Genomic DNA, 18,708 nt, shown 5'->3' with positions numbered 1-18,708 from the left:
AAAACCCCCGTATCGTTATGATGCGGGGGTTTTTTGTTTTACGTATAATTTAACCTGACTTGAAAGTAAACTTTATTCCACCAGTATCATAGTGTATAGTCTGCATATATTTTGTAGAAAAATAATAGGCCTTGATCATGAAGATAGTAAAGTTGCAAATCGAAAATTTTAGGGGGTTTGAAAACGTTGAGGTCATGCTTGATGAAAAGTTTAACGTAATAGTAGGGAGGAATGATGTCGGAAAGTCTACTGTTCTGGAGGCACTCGAAATATTTTTTAATAATAATACAGTCAAAATTGATACTGAGGATTTATGTAAGTTTAGCGATAAAGACTACATAGAAATAGGTGTATCGTTCAAATTACAAAGCTTTGAACTGAGAATAGATACCATACCAACTTTCCTAGATAAAGAGTATTTGTTGGATGAATATGGTTTTTTAAACGTAGTTAAAAGATGGGATTGTAGCAAGAAATCTATAACAAAAGCGTCAGAAAGAATTTTTATAAGAGCTAACTATCCTAAAGGATACGATGAGCCTCTCATTACTTTGAAAAATTCTGATCTTAAGTCAAAAGTAGCTGATATATTCGGCGATGATTTACCTGATAATATAAAGCAGAATACTAATTCAACTATGAGGTTAGCTCTATACGAAAGCTATAACAAACTAAATAGTATTGATTTAAAGACAACCTTAATAGAATTAAACAAAGAGGATGCGAAAAAGGTATGGATCAACCTACAAAAAGATATCCCTTTATTCTTTTTATTTCAATCAGATAGAGCTAATAAAGACTCAGATAAAGAGGTTCAAGATCCATTAAAAGCAATCACAAAACTAGCCATAAGCGAAGTGCAAGATGATTTAGAGAGGGTTATTAACAGAATTGAAAACTTAGTAACTCAGGTAGCACAAGATACAGTCAATAAAATGCAAGAAATGGATCCTAGCTTAGCAGAGTCATTAAAACCTAATCTCAGTCAAAAAAATTGGGATTCACTGTTCTCTTTTACTTTTATAGGCGATGACGAGGTACCAATTAATAAGCGTGGAAGTGGTTTTAGAAGATTGTTACTTTTAAACTACTTTAGAGCAGAAGCGGAAAGGGCGAATGAAAGTAGAAAGCCAATTATATATGCTATTGAAGAACCAGAAACAGCGCTACATCCTAATTGGCAACTCATGCTAATTCAATCTTTGTTAGATTTAAGTGAGAACAATAGTGCGCAGATACTGATAACTACTCATAGCCCAGCGCTCGCAAGTACAATAAATTATGAATATATAAGGTTCATAAAAAAAGAAAATAGAGTACATGATATTAGTCAAGGACATAATACTAGTCTAGATGAGGTGTGCGCTACTTTAGGTATTATGCCTACAATTTCTTCTTCTAATGATTTGGGTAGAATCAAAGTCATTCTATGTTTAGAAGGCATCAACGATGTTAAGTTTTTTTATAATATAAGTAACTTATTTGATATTGATCTAGAAAATGATTGTAGGATATTGGTAATTCCTTTAGGTGGTAACACTCTTCTTGAATGGGTTAATAAATCATACTTAGACAAGTTGACCTTACCTCAAATACATATATATGATAATGATGTTGCAAAATATCAAGATGCTATAGATATTGTAAATGAACGGACAGACGGGTCTTTCGGTTGCTTAACGCGCATGGTAGAGATTGAAAACTACGTACATCCATCTTTAATTAAAAGTATTTATAATATTGATGAAGATTATTTCGTAGACAACAATAATTGGAAAGAAGAATGGGTGACTCATAATGTACCAAAAAACTTAAATGAATTTCTAACTGATTTGTCACAAAGACGAGGCACAGAAATACTTAATCACGGAAAATCAAAAATAAAAAGTAAGTTTGCAGACGAAGGTGCTAAGCTGATGACCGTAGAGCTTTTGCAAGATTTGAATGTCTTTGATGAAGTTAATGATTGGTTTAGTGGAATAAAAGCATTCCTTTGAGAGATATTTAGCAACGTAAGTTTTACTCATAGTAAAAGTTGAGAACCAAAATCGTGCGTGGTTTTACTGTGGGCGGCACCAGCTGATTTTTTATGCCATCTTCTATATAATATAAGGGCAGGCGGAAACCGTGGCTCTGTACTTTTTTACTTTTTTTATCTCGGGACGGACCGACACTTTGATCATGCACTTATAATCCAAGTGCTTTGGAGTCTTGGTTGATTACCTTATCCCCTCTCAAACGTCGCATCGTTTATGTAGTTATCTTTGAGATTATTGCTATTATCTCGTCCACTTATGTATTGATGAAACTTAGTGATAGTGATGCCGCAGAGTCGCTACCCGTCGCGGTGATGGTGTCATTGGCTGCTGTGATTTGGAATTTTATATATAACACCGCTTTTGAAGCATGGGAACAGCGCCGGCAGGTAGCAAAGCGTACGTTATTAATCCGCAGTATTCATGCATTGGGGTTTGAAGGCGGCTTGGTATTGGTTTGCCTACCGATTTATATGATTTGGTACGATGTTGGTTTGCTAGAAGCTTTCATGATGGAGGTGGCATTACTGCTGTTCTTCTTGGTATACACCTTTATCTTTACTTTAATATTTGACAAGATATTTACCTTACCAAACCATCATAAGCCAGCCCCTGCTTCTTAAACAGCACTCATATATCAAAGTACTGCTTATTATTTACAAACCATGCTCAAAAAAAGCTGCCAATAATAGGCAGCTTTTTGAGTAATGTATACAGACATAAAGAGGTGTTATTTGCCTTTATAAACTGGTTTGCGCTTTTCGATAAAGGCGGTTACCCCTTCAATAAAATCATCGGTTTTGGCCAGCATGACTTGCTGCTGTACTTCCCTATCTAGGGCTTCGTGTAGGCCAGAATAGGCATGGGTATTAAGAGAGTCTTTCATGATAGACAGTGCTTTACCGGGCAAGGCACTCAGACGAGAAGCGAGCTTTAGTACCGCGTCATCTAACGCCTCAACAGTGACAACTTGGTTGACTAGATTTAAGTCAGCCATATCTTGTGCGCCGATTTTATCTCCCAGCATGACAAGCTCGGTAGTCTTGGCAGGACCGACTAGCTGATTTAATAAGTACACACCGCCAGCATCAGGTATGAGACCAATATGGACGAACGCTTGGACAAATTTGGCATTGTCTGCAGTGATACGAAAATCACAAGTAAGCGCCAAGTTCATGCCAGCGCCCGCGACAGCACCTTCGAGCTTGGCGATAATAGGCTTGTGGATACTACGCAGCTTTAAGCTGACTTCGCCTGCGCCTTCGACCATACCTTTTAGTTTATTGGAAATTACCTCTTTGTCGATGCCTTCAGACAGCATCTCTTTGATATCGCCGCCACTTGAGAAGTTACCGCCAGCACCTTGTAAGATAATTACCCGAACATCATCATCAGTGTCGGCCTGCTTAAGCGCTGCTAGTACACTTTCTTTAAGAGGAGTACTAAAGGCATTTAGGCTCTTTGGATCATTTAGGGTAATAGTGGCGATATGATTTTCGCTCTGATACTCAACGAGAGATTGGGGCATTTTGGATTTCCTTGTCTTATACAGTTGTTTATATCTATTAGCAGTCAATACAAAGAGAAGATAATAAGTCGGTTCTACTAATGCCAATTACTATAGCAGCTTGCTATGATTATAAAAGCAGGTTTTGTGAGCGCTAAAGCCACAGTAAGATAAGTAATATATAGAAGATTATGAATCAGGGGTCAGTCTCAACACTTGATAAAAACAATGTATTTATTTAAATTTGCTTACATTCATTATCAAAGTCCGTACTAGGCGACAAAGGGTTTGTGTCTTATGCTAAAGCATAAAAACCTGTATATAAAAATACTCACAAACAAGCCAATCGCTTTTTACTTATAAATAACTATAGTTAATTGACTACATCAGACAAGGACGCTTTTATGCCACATATAAAAATCAATAATGCCGATATTTATTACGAGGACAGTGCACCCAACGATCAGCATAAACCGGTCATGGTATTCGCTCATGGTCTGCTGTGGAGCTCACGGATGTATGATAAGCAGGTCACTTATTTTAAAGAAGATTATCGCTGTATTGCTTTTGATTTTCGCGGGCAGGGACAGTCGCAGGTCACCAAAACTGGTTATGATATGGACTCTTTAACTAATGATACCATCGCGCTACTAGACGCTCTTGATATTGATAGTTGCCACTTTGTAGGCTTGTCAATGGGCGGGTTTATTGGGCAACGAATCGCTATAGACCGTCCAGAACTTTTGTCCTCCTTAATACTACTTGAAACGTCATCTGATCCTGAAGATCCCAAAAACGCCCCACAGTATCGCAAACTCATTACCGCGATCCGGTGGTTAGGGATGAAGCGCATCAGTAAAAAAGTCATGCCAATTATGTTTGGCAGTAGTTTTTTGGCAGACAAATCGCGCAAATCTGAATACAAAGAGTGGCTGGCGCAGATCCAAGGCAATAGTAAGATTGGGGTGACTAAGGCTACGATGGGCGTCATCGAGCGTAAAGGAACCTATGAGCAGCTAGGAAGTATCACCACACCAACATTGATCGTAGTTGGTGACGAAGACGCTGCGACGCCTTATTCAAAGTCTGAGCGTATGCACTTTGCCATTAAGAGCTCTAAGCTTGCAGTCATTAAGCGCGCCGGTCATACAGCGACTGTAGAAGAGCCTGAACAAGTCAATACTGTGATGAGTAAGTTTTTAGAGTGCTGCGTGTAGTGTATAAAGTCTGACTGACAAAAAACCGCTATCCTAGCTGGGTAGCGGTTTTTTTAGGTCAATGTAATGTATAAATCATCAATCTTATAAACGGGGTTTGTAGTCACTGTTGCCATCGTTAATAGTACCAAACACTTCAGCACGGTTCACTATTTCATGGGCCCAAGCGCGATGTGTTGCAGGCTCCAACATCGTATTGTTGTATTTAAATACCGCTTTTGCTTCACTATGGAGTATCGCTTGCGCCTCATCTAACATACTAAGCGGCACACAATAAGCTTGCTGCACCAAAGCAATCTGACTTGGATGGATGACGGTCTTACCGACTAAGCCCAAGCTGACATCACGAGTCAGCTCTTGCATAAACAGCGTTGGTTGATCTAAATATTCAAACACGGGCGCGCTGAGATAAAACCCATGCGGCACAAAGCAGCCAAGTAGCTGATAAGCGAGTGTACCAATCGGAGTATCGTAGACGACACTATTCTTTGGGCGACGCAAACGCAGCGCGGCAAACAAGTCGTTACCGCCAATACGCAAGGCATAAACGGGCTGATTAAAGGCTTCTTTAAAGCCAATCGCCAACTCTTGATTGTGATGCGGATTAAATAAAGCGGCAGTCTCCAAGGTTGGCATCAACAACTGCTCTGTGCTGACATTTTGGCAGGCCATACGCCAATTCGACAGGCTGTACATATCGACTTTGGGCATGACAAAACCATCGACAAGATCAATATGAACAAAATCTGCAAGTTGTTGTAGCATCATCGGATTACGTGGGCGTACAAACACTAGCGGCCGCGTTGGTTGCTGCGTCTGAATATCTGCCTGTCTTGAAGGCTTATTAATGCTATCGACGTGTAATGCCCACGTATGGAGTAGTGCTTGCAAGCGCTCAAGTGCCAACTCGACATCGTGATGGCTAACGGCATCTTCTAAACAGATAATGATGCTATTAATCGTCGGTAATTTATCTCGCTTAATGACTTGCCAAATATCTTGACGAGTCGCTGGCATGTAAAGGCTTGCACCAAGCTGATAGGGATGATAAGTGTGCGGCTTGATCATGGCATGACGCTCAGTGATCAGATGCTCATAAGACTGTGTGTGGCTATAAATATTTGTTTCGTTATTTGGCGTATCTGACATAGTTGGCATCATAAATAAGGATAAATGAGAAATTATAAAAGGTGACAAAGAGTAGAAGATTACAAGGCGCTAATCGTCTTTGCCGCGCTGCTTAATAAGAGTGATGGCTTGATAAGGCAGTATTTTAGCACCTAAAACGCTGATAGCAATATGACGCTCGCTACATAAATGACGTAATAACACCGTGTCAGGGTGCTCAGCAGTGGCTAACAAAATACGCTCAGGGTCGCGGCGTAATATCGCTCTTGTCGCCTCTGCAATCGTTGGCTTAATGCGGTTACGATTGGTGATGTCGTAGTCTGCTGCGATTTTATCTATCAGCTCGGCTGTCTGATATCGGGGCCGCGTAAACGTCGGCAAACACTGCGCTGATATCGTCAGTGTTTGCCGCACGTTATCGATTTGCTCGATAAATTTTAGGCTATGGTCTGCCTCTACCAAATTATCATAAAATACGCTGCGATGTAGCCCTGATTGCGGCTCGGTATACAAACTACGAGAGATCAGCCCCGATACGGTACTGTTAAGCAATCCTGATGGGATTAGCCAGTCATCAGTACTGGCTGCCAGCCAAGCGACTCCTGCTGGATCAGCAAGTGTTAATAAAGGAATGGTGCCCTTACCTTGATGATAAATACTGGCAAAATATGGATGATTGGGGTCACTAAAGGCCTCTAAACTGCGCGCCAACTCTTGGTAAATGGCGCCTTTACCCGTCCAGCCATCAACGAACACGATGGGACTGTTTGGATAAGCCTCCAATATCATCTGCAGTGCGACTGGATCAAGACCGCGATCACGAATGATGCTGATGCCATAATGCACACTGGACAAAGCATAGCTGCTAGTGGCATCGGCTAAGGCTCGCTGCAATAACACCCCAATCGGCAAACCTGCTCGCACCAAGCTGACCAGTACTAACGGACACTCATCATGAACAGTATGCTGAAAAGTATGATGTAGCGTATGAGCCAAATGAGCAATATCAGTCGCGCATCTATTTGTGCCTTGAGCTAGGGCTTGCGCGTATAGCTGCTCATGCATGGCGGTCGGTGCTTGCTCTAAAGTCAGCATGTCTGAATAGTGACGCTGACCACTTTGTATAAGAGCTTCTTTTTGACTGACTGGCACATCGGCTACTGTCTCTTTATCGACGATATCAAGCAGTACCGTTACATCACTGGCAAGATAACTGCCTGAGCTGTATTTTTTTAGTTGTTGAATATTGGGGTGGGTCATAGAAGGTTTTTTTCTCGTATAAGCTGTTATTATAATTACTGAGAACTGATATTTTCGTGCAGCTGACCATGATTGGGCATACCGTACCAATCTAATAGCTGTAAAAACGGCAAATCGGCTAAGCTATCACCAAAACCAAAACTTGGCCGTTGACTGTCTAAATGATGGTCTAGTAAAAACTGTACGGCATGACGCTTATGCACTGCATGCGGCAGTATGGCAAGATTGTTAGCATTTACATGCACATAAAAATCTTGCTCAAAATCACGTATCAATGTAGGCAGCTTCTTAGCCAACTCTACCAATGCTTGATGGTCCTTTTGTGTATGTTTAATCGCCAAATAAATGGTCAGCTCTTCATTTACAGACCCATTACTAAAACTGTCGATATGCGGTGTAAATACTAGCTGACTGTTATCGTTTTTACTATGGTTTGCAAATACTTGGCTCAATTGGTTCAGCTTATCCTGTAAGGGTACAAGCTCGTTATACATATGCTGCTGCCACGTGCTTAATAGCTCACCATCAGAAGTTAAAATAATCGCTCCGTGAGTTAAGACTTGCCAACTGTTAAAAGGCAGTTTAACGCGTTTAATCTCATAGCGGTCGCGTGCGGTAACGACTATTAAGTCAGTGCTCACAAGTAGCCAGTTAAAGAAATTAGCTTGGCGCTGACTCATAAAGCTCAATGGTACGCCTTGTTTGTTGACCACGGCGCATACTAAGTGTTCGGTTTTAGCAGTGGGTAAATTCCATACATCAATTTTACGCTGGGTTTGAAACAACGTGTCGTCCAAATCCATAAGTGCATAAGGTTTGATGATGTCAGGATTAGTCTTAAAAAACGGGGTAGCCATAAAAGTGTCCGTAAATAATGAGCTTGAAAAGTAGAGCATAACCCAGTCAGAGCGTAGCTTGGAGAACAAGTTAAAGCATAGGGCTCACTACCAATACATTATCCAAATCTTGCCACATATCATCCACGCTTTTAGAAGCTGTTTCTATACAAAGCACAATCAAATCCCATTCCTTTGGCTCAACATTATAGACAAAGTTGGTCATACCAAGCCCATAATTATCGTTAAAGCTCATCATTGTACTAATTGCGCCACCAAGGGCAATTGGTGAGCGGGTCAATGCGCTAAATTTGACGGTTGGTACTGTGCTAGAGCTTTGTATTTGCGTCTCTTTTTCAAGCCATTCTGCCAATAAAAATGGCAACCAAACAAATTCATTACTGCCCAAAACCAAAATCCGCTCAGGCAACTGTTTTTGTTCAAACTGTAGCTGACCACTAAACTGAGTGAATGCCTTTTGAAACTTCAATAAATAGTCAGCGAACCCATCTGTACTATCGAGGGTCGGGAAGCGTCCCCAATTACCAGTATCGGCTAATGGCTGACTACCAGCATCAGTAGTGTCAACCGATGGCATGATAATTGCTCTAGGGTTAGGAGTATCTGTCCATTGCCAAGTACCTGACAGCAAATGATGACGTTGAAAGTCGATATTAGGTAGACGTGCTGATACCTGATCAGAGACTGGCTCGTCTGCGTCAGTTGCAGTTTGGGTCTGATTTAGAGACCAATCAACCAGCGTGGTGAGATGTACTTGTTCTAGCTTTGAGAGTCCTGAGTTGCGTAAAGCTGTCACCACATTAATGCAAGTATTGCCTGTCGACGCTTCGTCATCGACCATAATCAGTGTTTTGCTGGCCAGTAGCTGTGCTTGTATGGCGTTATCGTTGCTTTTATAAATTAAATGCTGACTGGCATGACTATGATCTTCGCTAAAAGTGGTCAATAGGGCGTTTTCGTCACTGTCTGCATGCTGGGCATGACGAGTAGAGTTTAACAGTAGGGCATTTGGATAGCGCGTTTGTAGCGCTTGATGGACACCAGCCGATAGACCAACGGCAGTTTCTGCCATCCCAACGACTAAAATCGGCTCAGGTAAGTTACTAGGGACTGAGTTTGCCAAATCAGTGAATGCTTGGCGCATAGTCGTAGGTGCAACTGGAATATGCCGCCCCAACACTTTTGATACAAACAAAAATGCACGTTTTGGATTGATACGCTGCGCAAATCCAAGTAAATCTTCTAATTGGTAACGGCTGTTTTTTTCTAAGTCATTATTACTTGTCACACAATTGGTCTGATAAGTCAGACTGAGTGTGCCACGGGGCAGGGAGATGGTTGTACTGTGTTGCTGAGATGACATTGGTGTTCCTTTAATTTTTCAATTTTGTAGAGCGACGATTGGGGCAGATGATAACTGAAATGTCATTATAACGCGCAAGTTTTATGATTTTTGCAATAACAGTAGAAGTAAAATAAATATAAGTGTATTAGTAAAATAAATGCCTATTACATTTATTCGGATTAGCGAATTTAAATAAAAATAGGCATTAGTTTTTATTTAATTTTGGCTTATTTATTAGTCGAATGTCATTTATCGGAAGAAACATCCCTTTATCGGATGATATTGTGCTAAAGCTTGCTAGTGTTTATTCCTTCAGTAATAATATTGAAAAACCCTTCCATAGAACAGATGCTAGATTATTTTAGTAATATTAAGAAAAGATAAAAGAATATTTTTCAAATTAATAAAAACATAACTACTATCTTTATTAATTTTTAAAATAAATATTAGTAGAGAGAATGTATAATAATTTAATCTGTAAGCTAATATTTATAGCTGATACTCACTTTGTTAAATCAGTAATTCTATATCTTTAAAACTAGTTTGTTGCCTACGTTTATGTAGATAGAATTCATAAGGTTAGACTAAAAAAACTATGGAATGACTATATATTATAACTTATAAAACCGAAGGTTTTGGCTAGATATAATTATAATTTTTATAAAAAAATACTGCAATTTTTATAAAAATTATAAACCAAATGTATAACGCTACTATAAACCGTATATGCCATTTATTTTGACTATGAACTTTGTCTAAATAGCTTGGTACTAAATTGGTACTGAAAAAGTCTAGCTATATATACAAAAAAAGGAGTGGTCTTTGAAATTCTCTTGTGCATTAGAAACGTCGTCTGAACGCATTCGCCTAGTTAACGTAATCTCGCCTCTTATTAAAGCAGGTTATCAACTGGTATCACAAAAACAAGAACCATCAGAAAACGGTGGAAATATTATTCATGTGGTCGCTAGAAGTCAAGGACCAAAAACACAAGCTGATCTGGTTGATGACTTATCCTCTATCGCAGGCTGCACGCTCTTTAATTTAGAAATATCTGACGAAGAAACTGAAGCACCAACCAAAAAAGCGATGGATGAAAAAGATGTTTTAGCGACTATCGGTGCTCAGTATCCCAATATAGTTAATGTGGTCAACCAATACGCTGACAGTTTAGCAGACAATAAGCGTGCGACTGCGTTACACGAACTAGGCCGTAAGGTTGGCGGTGGTATCTATCAACGCGATTATGCGCTTGGGAGTCCGTTAAAAAAATCTGTTGCTATCAGTCGCGAGCTTGTTCCAGCATTGAAAGGGTTCGCTAAAGTTAAAGCTGATGGAGACATGATTAGTTTAATCAGATGCCCGTTCTGTAGTTCGTCAACTAGCAGTCAATCAAGTTGTAACTTTGTAGTAGGTTACATAGAAGGCTTTTTGACGTCCAATCCTGCAGTAGGTAAAGCCAGCGTTGAGGAGACCAGCTGCGGGGCTGGGGGAAACAATACGTGTGAATTTAGCATTAGATAAAATAGTCGCTCATAGATAGTTTAGCCCCTATGAACAAAGAATAGTAGATGTATTAAGCACCTCGGTTCAACCAAACCAGCGTGATTTTATGCTCAACTTTTATTAAATATGAAGGATAGAAAAATGATTGAAGTTCAATATGACATGCTTTTGGTGTTTGTCTCATACGCGATTGCCGTATTTGGCTCTTATGTTGGTTTAAACCTTGCTATTCGTGTTCCAGCTGCAAAGCCAGGCGCAGATCTGTATTTTTGGGTAGCTTTATCTGCCATCGCTATTGGTGGTGCCATCTGGTCAATGCATTATATCGGTATGATGGCAGTCGATATGCAGATGCCAGTGACTTATGATGTAGGTATGACGATTGCTTCTATGATACTTGCAGTTGTGTTCGTTGCCATCGGAATCGTTATTGTAGGTCGCGGTACACCAAGTATTGCTAAATTATTAGGCGGTGGCACACTAGCGGGTCTTGGTGTTGCAGCCATGCACTATACTGGTATGGCATCAATGCAGATGGAAGCGACCATGTCGTATAATACAACACTTCTAATCGCCTCAATTGTCATTGCTATCGTAGCGGCTATCGCTGCATTATGGTTGGCGTTTAACTTACGCGGTAACTTGCAACGTTTTGGTAGCGCGTTCATTATGGGAATCGCGGTTTGCGGTATGCACTATACAGGTATGGCTGCGATGGAAATGACTCATACAGGCGATATGATGACTATGGGCTATACCAATTCAGGTGCATTCACCTCATCACTGACTATCTTTATCAGCTCAGTCATTGTATTAAGCTTACTATGGGCTGCTGCCTCTTACAACGCACCTAAAAAAGCGACACTAGTGTTTGGCGAATAATAACAAGCCAATAACGTTCTTGTAGTTAAACCATAAAAAAGGTTTTTAGATTTATATCTAAAAACCTTTTTTTGTGTCTGAATACTTAAGCCAGCTTTAGCTATACGGTAAAAGGGTTGTAAGTGAAACTGTTTTAAGGTTGCCGCGTTAAATAAAAGACTACTTAAATTGACGTTATAGGCTTAGGATTTTTTATATTACTCTTATATAGTAGGTTTAACTTAAACGTGTTGCAGCGATACTGGGATGAATTTTGCGCAGCCTCTGAGAACGCAGCAAGCAAGGAAAATTTATCCCAGTATCGCGTTTGAACTTATGACAGTTTTATTTTCAACTGACTATATGATCTGAATCATTGTCTTTATTCTTACCTCTGCCGTGCTGTGTTGACGTCTTTTCATAGTGGATTTTATGGAACACAATCTTGATGCGGGAGTAGTTTCTCGCCGTACCCAATATTTTCGAGTAATACTAATGGGTATCAGCGCGTTTGTGGTGAATACTACAGAATTCGTGCCTGTGGCTCTGCTAAGTGATATCGCTCACGACTTCTCTATTACCACTGCAGAAACAGGTTGGATGCTAACACTGTATGCCTGGATAGTCGCAGCCATGTCATTGCCACTCATGCTACTGACCAGCAGGCTTGAGCGTAAGCGTTTACTATTGGCCTTGTTTGTCGTATTTATTGCCAGTCATGTATTGTCTGTCTTTGCTTGGAGTTTTCAAGTTCTTCTAATCAGCCGGGTAGGAATCGCTTTTTCACATGCGATATTTTGGGCTATTACTGCGGCCATAACTTTACGCGTAGCACCTGAGGGTAAAAGGGCTTTAGCACTTAGTATACTGGCTACGGGTACGTCATTAGCGATGGTCTTGGGTGTTCCTATAGGACGCATAGTTGGTCAATGGTTTGGTTGGCGAACTACGTTTGCTGGCATTGGTGTAATTGCTTTTATCGTATTTGTTCTACAAATGAAATTGCTACCAAACTTGCCAAGTATGTTTGAAGGATCTTTTAGAAAAATTCCAGAATTGCTCAAAAACCCATTGTTGATCAGTCTGTATTTATTTTGCTTTGTGGTTTTTACCGCAGACTACGCAGCATACTCTTATATTGAGCCTTTTATGAGTCGAATTGGCTCTATTAGCGAGAATTTGGTCACTTTTGTATTGCTACTATTTGGTGGAGCAGGACTTATTGGTAGTCTGATATTTAGTCGATGGAGTGATAAATCCAATACGATGTTAATGTTGGGATCTACGGTATTGATATTAGGGTCTATGGTTACGATGTTATGGGCGGTCAACTCGATATGGTTGCTCAGCCTGAATACGTTAATCTGGGGCACAGCAATGATACTGTTGATGCTGTGTATTCAAGCCAAGGTTATCGAGATTGATATCAATGCACAAGACATGGTGATGGCGATGTTCTCTGGCATTATTAATTTAGGGATTGGTACTGGTGCTTTACTTGGTGGTTATGCCGTCACTCATATCTCACTATCAAGCGTGGGTTTTGTGGGCGCTGCTGTCGCGAGTGTCGCGCTGCTACTGATGATTATGATGATAAGGCGCTTTCCTGAATTACGTTAAGAGTGATGTCTTAACTCATTCTAAAATTTCACGCTCGTCGTAATTGAGCGCACCTGACAGGGGGTAATCTGTTCGATGATGTCAGCTAATTTTGGCTTAGCTGTTAGTCCTAACCAATAGGCAAACCCTACCTGGGTTAAATCTATACCGCTATGAGCCGTATAGCTAATACCACCTGATGGGCGACTGTTAATCTCAAGCACACGGTGCTGACCATTATCATCCGCCTTGGTCTGTACACTAACAATACCATCACAACCAAAAGTTTTAATCAATGGCATAACGACGTCCATAACTGACTGCTCGTAGCCGATATGCTGGATTTTCCCCGTTTTATGGCGAGTAATTGCGGCTAAGACTTCGCCATATTCACAGACCACATCGATAGAATATTCTTGCCCTGATAAGTAAGGCATCAGTAACATAGGAATAGGACGCTCATGCACCATCTGACTGTTTGTATAGGCATTCACAAACTGTTCAGTATTGATTTTCTTACTGTCTGTAAAATACAGATGCTCAAAACTATCATATTGCTCATTAGCTGCCTTACCAGTATCTAATCGCCAAAATCCTTGAGCAAAAATACCAGTAACCGGTTTTACACATAGTGGTTGATGACTATGTTTAGCCAGTAACGCTTCAAGCTCATCAGTAGTGTCAAAGCGCCAAGCGTCTGCCACAGGGATATCATGCGTATGACACTGCTGCATAAACGCAAATTTATCTTCAATCGACGCTAGTGCCTCTACGCTGGTTGCACCCGTTAATAAGCGAATACCTGCTGTATCAAATGCCTCACGCTGCACTTCGTAATCAATTCCATTACGACCAGTCAAAAGCACCTTTACGTTGTGTTGCTTTGCATGCTCTAACACAAATTGCCAACGCGGCATGTCAGGTTTTAAGGCTGAGTCTCGATCGTCATCTATTAACACGCCAGTAGGCTCTTGATAAGTCAAATCAGCAAATTCAAAAATCTCAGGACGATGATGTCGATGTGAGGCGATCACATCAAATGGAGTGTTAGAACGAGTTTTTAGGGTTTGTAAGCTAGATAACATATCGCGCTGGCTTGATTGTCCTTCAGCAAGCCAAACCGCGCTCAAATCATACTGATATTCATTGTCTTGGTTGTCCATAAATTTCTCAACGTCGTTTGGTTTGGCGTACTATGTTCACAGTCATTATATACAAATGTGGCAAATTATAAATCATTATGCAGGTAATGCACGACAGCTGATGTAATAGATTTCAAGCTTTACCATAGCAAACGTATTCGCATTCAGCAGCTGCTAAAAATTGAGTCATATCCATGCTACTATAAGACGATAATAAGGCTAAGAATATCTCAACTGTATAACCATATAAAGGATAAATCATGAGTCAAACCCTAGTTGCAGGTGCCAATGCACCATTACCAAATGACAATATTAGTATTAGAATTTTGAGTCAAAATGCGATTAATTGTGCCGCTTATCGTCTGACAAACAGCGGCAAAGTCCGCGGTGATGGCGATATGGTGTTTTATGGTCAAAAAAGTAGTGATGATAATAGCGTCAGCTTTCGAGGTCATGACAGTGATGGGTTTTTTGATATCAATTTGCATGCACAGCCTGCAAGCATCGAAAAAATAGCCTTAGCATTTTCTAGTGGGCAGACGCTGGCGCAACTGGGTGATGTCGATATTCAAGTATTGCAAGGCAGTCAGATACTGATGACTTGCCAGCTTAGTAGCGCTGGACGTAATGAAAAAGCCATCATTCTGGCAGAATGCTATCGCAGACAAGGTAGCTGGAAATTTCGCTTTATTGCTCAAGGTTTTGAAGGTGGACTAAAACCATTATCCGAGCATTTCGGTGTTGAGATTGCAGATGAAGCACCAGTTCAGAACCAGTCACAAAATCAGCCACAGAGCCAATCACAATCTATCAATACCCAAAGACCTATCAACACCCAAAAAGCAGGTAGTGTAAGTCAAGCAAGCACACCGCCGCCGATTCCAACCAGCCCTGCAATCAACTTAAGCAAAATTACCTTAACAAAAAACCAGTCCAGCATTAACCTCAAAAAACGCGATGACTTTGGTAAAATATCAGTCAATTTGGATTGGAATCAGCGCCCAGATACGGATAAAGCAGCGCCCAAAAAGGGTTTACTAGGCGATCTATTTAAGCAGCATGGGAAAGGCGGTATTGATCTTGATGTCGGTGCGATGATTCATCTGAAAAATGGCGAAAAAACACTGATTCAAGCACTAGGCAATCGTTTTGGTAGTTTGCAATCAGCGCCTTATGTATTGTTACGTGCTGACGACAGAACTGGACAGGTAAGTGGTGGTGAATGGCTTGATATTAATGGACAGCAGTGGGCACAAATCGAAGAGGTGTTTATTTTTGCCTTTATCTATGAGGGCGCGCCAAACTGGGCGCAGACGGATGGGGTGGCGACGATACATGTGCCAGAACAACCACCAATTGAAACTCGCTTAACCGAAGGCGCTGGTAATCTACCGATGTGTGCCATTGCACGTTTGGTGAACCAGCAAGGCAGTATTAACGTTGAACGCATCAACCAATACTTCAAAGGGCATCAAGAAATGGACAAAGCTTTTAATTGGGGCTTTAGTTGGAAGCGCGGGCGTAAATAGTACTTCTCAACATATAAATAATAAATATAAAAAGAGCGGCCCATCTACTGATAGACGGACCGCTCTTTTTTGGAATAAACTATTTAACTAGATTGGGAATAATCCAGTTAGAGTCACTAGTCAATTATGCATGTGGCGTGATAGCAGGCATCAAGTCATGAAAGGTGCGACCAGAAGCAGTTTCACCAATAGCGTGCATCTTCCATTCATTATTATGGCGATACACTTTTGCCATAATCATCGCTGTATGACTGCCTTGTGCAGACAAGTTATAACGTGCCACTTCTGAGTTGTTGTCAGCGTTGACGATACGGCAAAAGGCATTTTCTACTGTCTCAAATGTCTGTCCAGTAAAGCTATTGACAGTAAAAACCAGTGATACTACCTCAGTAGGAACTTTTGCAAGATCGACGTTGATCACTTCGTCATCACCGTCGCCGTCACCTGTGCGGTTATCACCAGTATGAACAATACTGCCATCTTTTGACTTAAGCTGACTGAACCATATGGCATCGACAGGCTGTTTGTTGTTATCAAACATAATGCATGAGGCATCCAAATCGATTGAGTCGCCGCCAGTGCCGCCACCAAATAACTTACCTAAGAAGCCACCTTTTTTGTCTTGGGGTCCTTGTGCGACATCCCAGCCAAGACCTAGCTTGACTTGGGTAAGGTTGCCGCCAGCTTCTTTGCTTAAGGATATTTTTTGACCCTTTTGTAAACTAACTGCCATGATGAGATCCTTATACCCTCTCAAAAATTACGATTAGCTGCGTCAAACTTGCTTAGTCTATGATGCGTAGTTCTACGATGCATAGTACGGACACTTATTTTCCTTGCTACTCGCATTTTTGTCGATAGTATTGTAGTAATTGTGAGTGGAATATTTAAATGTTGATTACTGTAGTTAGCCATTCATTTTGCTTATAAAGTTTGCTTATAAGATATTATCTAAAAAACCGCCATTACCGCCGCGACCACCTGAACTGCTACCTAAGATACTTTGTAGCCAGCCCTGATAACTGTCTCGATTACGTGAACAAATAATGATCTTGCCAGTGCCTGAAAAGTTCAGCACCATACCTTCACCACTAGTGACTGAATTGATGATATTACTCATAATACCTTTTTTCTTACTGGTTGAGACCGACAGCTTGTAATCAAGGTTTGAGTCCCAGCAGACTACATGCCCGTTATCGATAATGACATCTTTGTCTGGCGTCACATCAATCTCAAACAAGGAGCCAAAGCCAGAGACAACAACTTGACCTTTACCTTGAGTCTGCATGACCATAAAGCCGCCCGTATCACCAAACACCGCACCGCCGAGGTTACGCTGAATATTTGCTCTAATATCGACCCCTGTCTGTGCGGCGACAAAAGCACCGTCACTCAGAGTATACTGCTGAGTACCGACGTCCAGTATCTGCATATCGCCATCCAGTGTTGGCGCAAGTAGGCAGTCACCTTCACCATTGACCGCTTCTATCTGTTGTTGAAATAGTGATTCATCATTAGCAAAGCGGCGCATTAACGATTGCATCAATCCACCTTGCATTTTACCTTTTAGCTCAAGATTGGACTCCATCATTACCATGGCATTGGCTTCGCAATAAATCGAATCGCCTTTTTTAAGGTTACAATGCAAAAATGGTTCGATAGTTCCGATTAAGCTAAACGTAGCAGTCATAAATGACAAATCCTTCTAATTCTATATTGGTTGTATACATCTTACTAAGCAATTATATTCAAAAATTTTACGTAATCATCTATATTTAAAGCCATCAAATGTGGTCAATACACTTGATGGCTTAGGGATGAATACAATCAGACGTCTGATTGACTATGTTTACTCATAAATGGTTAAAATCAATGATTAAACATTGACACCATAAGAGGCGGCTAATGGTCCTAGACCACCGCTAAAGCCTTGACCAACTGCGCGGAATTTCCAATCACCGCTATGACGGTATAACTCCCCAAAGATCATTGCAGTTTCGGTGCTACCATCTTCTGATAAGTCATAACGTGCGATTTCAGATTGGCCAGTGTCGTTTACGACGCGGATATAAGCTTCACCAACTTGACCGAAGTTTTGATTGCGGTTTTGACCTTCATAAATAATAGCGCAAATAGCTACTTTGCTGACGTCAGCTGGAATGCTTGCAAGGTTGATTTTGATTTGTTCATCATCACCGTCGCCCTCACCAGTACGGTTATCGCCAGTATGCTCAACAGCACCATTATCCGACTTTAGATTATTAAAAAAGATAAAGTCCTGATCATTACGTACTTTACCTGCTTCATTGACCAAAAAGCCAATAGCATCCAAATCAAACTCTTGACCGTCGGTTGCACGTGGATCCCAGCCAAGACCAACGGTGATATTGGTTAAGCCTGGCGCTTCTTTTGATAAGTTTACGTTGCCGCCTTTTGTTAAGCTAATAGCCATATAAATATCCTTTAGATTAATAATTAAGTGGATTGAAGAGTCAAAAAAATGAAATAAAAATCGTGCAGTCGTCTAACAATCAACGTAAATATCAAAAATATCTACCTGTATGTCACGTCCTGCATGTCATTACGTTTTACTATACTAAGCGTTTGCCTACTAAGCAAGGCGAATTTTGTGTGACTATATGACATATACATTTCTATTTATAAAAAAATGGTTTTATTGCAATATCACGCTCACTTTGGCTATTTATTTGATTATGATTT

At 40.7% G+C, this 18,708-nt stretch carries 16 protein-coding genes; 7 read left to right on the top strand and 9 right to left on the bottom strand.

Annotated features, from left to right (window positions below; all coding sequences use genetic code 11):
- Positions 1–137: 137 nt before the first annotated feature.
- A complete protein-coding gene (locus Q0890_RS01910; protein WP_299216805.1) occupies positions 138–1,997 on the top strand; it encodes an ATP-binding protein in 1,860 nt (619 codons plus the stop codon).
- 218 nt (positions 1,998–2,215) lie between these two features.
- Positions 2,216–2,659 carry a PACE efflux transporter gene (locus Q0890_RS01905; protein ID WP_299216803.1) on the top strand — a complete coding sequence of 148 codons (444 nt, stop codon included), beginning with the start codon at positions 2,216–2,218 and terminating at the stop codon, positions 2,657–2,659.
- Positions 2,660–2,766: 107 nt separating this feature from the next.
- Here Q0890_RS01905 and Q0890_RS01900 read toward each other — a convergent pair whose 3' ends face one another.
- A complete protein-coding gene (locus Q0890_RS01900; RefSeq protein ID WP_299216800.1) occupies positions 2,767–3,564 on the bottom strand; it encodes an enoyl-CoA hydratase-related protein in 798 nt (265 codons plus the stop codon).
- Between the two features lie 383 nt (positions 3,565–3,947).
- Here Q0890_RS01900 and Q0890_RS01895 point away from each other — a divergent pair, with 383 nt between their 5' ends.
- Complete coding sequence (locus tag Q0890_RS01895; protein WP_299216797.1) at positions 3,948–4,760, top strand: alpha/beta fold hydrolase; 813 nt, start codon at positions 3,948–3,950, stop codon at positions 4,758–4,760.
- Between the two features lie 84 nt (positions 4,761–4,844).
- Here the strand turns inward: Q0890_RS01895 and Q0890_RS01890 are convergent, their stop codons facing one another.
- From Q0890_RS01890 to Q0890_RS01875, 4 genes are all read right to left on the bottom strand, one after another.
- A complete protein-coding gene (locus Q0890_RS01890; RefSeq protein WP_299216794.1) occupies positions 4,845–5,909 on the bottom strand; it encodes an HpcH/HpaI aldolase/citrate lyase family protein in 1,065 nt (354 codons plus the stop codon).
- Between the two features lie 69 nt (positions 5,910–5,978).
- Positions 5,979–7,148, bottom strand: coding sequence for a cysteine protease StiP domain-containing protein (locus Q0890_RS01885; protein WP_299216791.1), 1,170 nt, complete (start codon positions 7,146–7,148; stop codon positions 5,979–5,981).
- A gap of 35 nt (positions 7,149–7,183) precedes the next feature.
- Positions 7,184–8,005, bottom strand: coding sequence for an HAD hydrolase family protein (locus tag Q0890_RS01880; protein WP_299216788.1), 822 nt, complete (start codon positions 8,003–8,005; stop codon positions 7,184–7,186).
- Between the two features lie 70 nt (positions 8,006–8,075).
- Positions 8,076–9,368, bottom strand: coding sequence for a phosphoribosyltransferase domain-containing protein (locus Q0890_RS01875; protein WP_299216785.1), 1,293 nt, complete (start codon positions 9,366–9,368; stop codon positions 8,076–8,078).
- Positions 9,369–10,172: 804 nt separating this feature from the next.
- On the opposite strand from Q0890_RS01875, the gene Q0890_RS01870 reads away from it, so the two are divergent.
- The 3 genes from Q0890_RS01870 (at position 10,173) to Q0890_RS01860 (ending at position 13,337) form a co-directional block, all read left to right on the top strand.
- Positions 10,173–10,874 (top strand): hypothetical protein, encoded by a 702-nt coding sequence (locus Q0890_RS01870; RefSeq protein ID WP_299216783.1) that lies wholly within the window; start codon positions 10,173–10,175, stop codon positions 10,872–10,874.
- Positions 10,875–10,997: 123 nt separating this feature from the next.
- A complete protein-coding gene (locus Q0890_RS01865; RefSeq protein WP_299216780.1) occupies positions 10,998–11,738 on the top strand; it encodes an MHYT domain-containing protein in 741 nt (246 codons plus the stop codon).
- A 411-nt stretch (positions 11,739–12,149) separates the two neighbouring features.
- Positions 12,150–13,337, top strand: coding sequence for a sugar transporter (locus Q0890_RS01860; protein ID WP_299216777.1), 1,188 nt, complete (start codon positions 12,150–12,152; stop codon positions 13,335–13,337).
- Between the two features lie 20 nt (positions 13,338–13,357).
- Here Q0890_RS01860 and Q0890_RS01855 read toward each other — a convergent pair whose 3' ends face one another.
- Complete coding sequence (locus Q0890_RS01855) at positions 13,358–14,479, bottom strand: ATP-grasp domain-containing protein (RefSeq protein WP_299216774.1); 1,122 nt, start codon at positions 14,477–14,479, stop codon at positions 13,358–13,360.
- 239 nt (positions 14,480–14,718) lie between these two features.
- Here Q0890_RS01855 and Q0890_RS01850 point away from each other — a divergent pair, with 239 nt between their 5' ends.
- Positions 14,719–15,987: a TerD family protein gene (locus Q0890_RS01850; RefSeq protein ID WP_299216771.1), complete on the top strand. Its 1,269-nt coding sequence runs from the start codon at positions 14,719–14,721 to the stop codon at positions 15,985–15,987.
- Between the two features lie 124 nt (positions 15,988–16,111).
- On the opposite strand, the gene Q0890_RS01845 is transcribed toward Q0890_RS01850, so the two are convergent.
- From Q0890_RS01845 to Q0890_RS01835, 3 genes are all read right to left on the bottom strand, one after another.
- Entirely contained in the window at positions 16,112–16,720 is a 609-nt protein-coding gene (locus Q0890_RS01845) for a TerD family protein (protein ID WP_299216768.1), read from the bottom strand.
- Between the two features lie 204 nt (positions 16,721–16,924).
- Entirely contained in the window at positions 16,925–17,677 is a 753-nt protein-coding gene (locus Q0890_RS01840; RefSeq protein ID WP_299186313.1) for a TIGR00266 family protein, read from the bottom strand.
- Between the two features lie 186 nt (positions 17,678–17,863).
- Positions 17,864–18,439 carry a TerD family protein gene (locus tag Q0890_RS01835; protein ID WP_299216765.1) on the bottom strand — a complete coding sequence of 192 codons (576 nt, stop codon included), beginning with the start codon at positions 18,437–18,439 and terminating at the stop codon, positions 17,864–17,866.
- Positions 18,440–18,708: the final 269 nt, after the last annotated feature.

This window comes from uncultured Psychrobacter sp. (assembly GCF_947488565.1).
GTDB classification, from domain to species: Bacteria; Pseudomonadota; Gammaproteobacteria; order Pseudomonadales; family Moraxellaceae; genus Psychrobacter; species Psychrobacter saeujeotis.
This window is presented reverse-complemented; position numbering and strand designations above follow the sequence as displayed.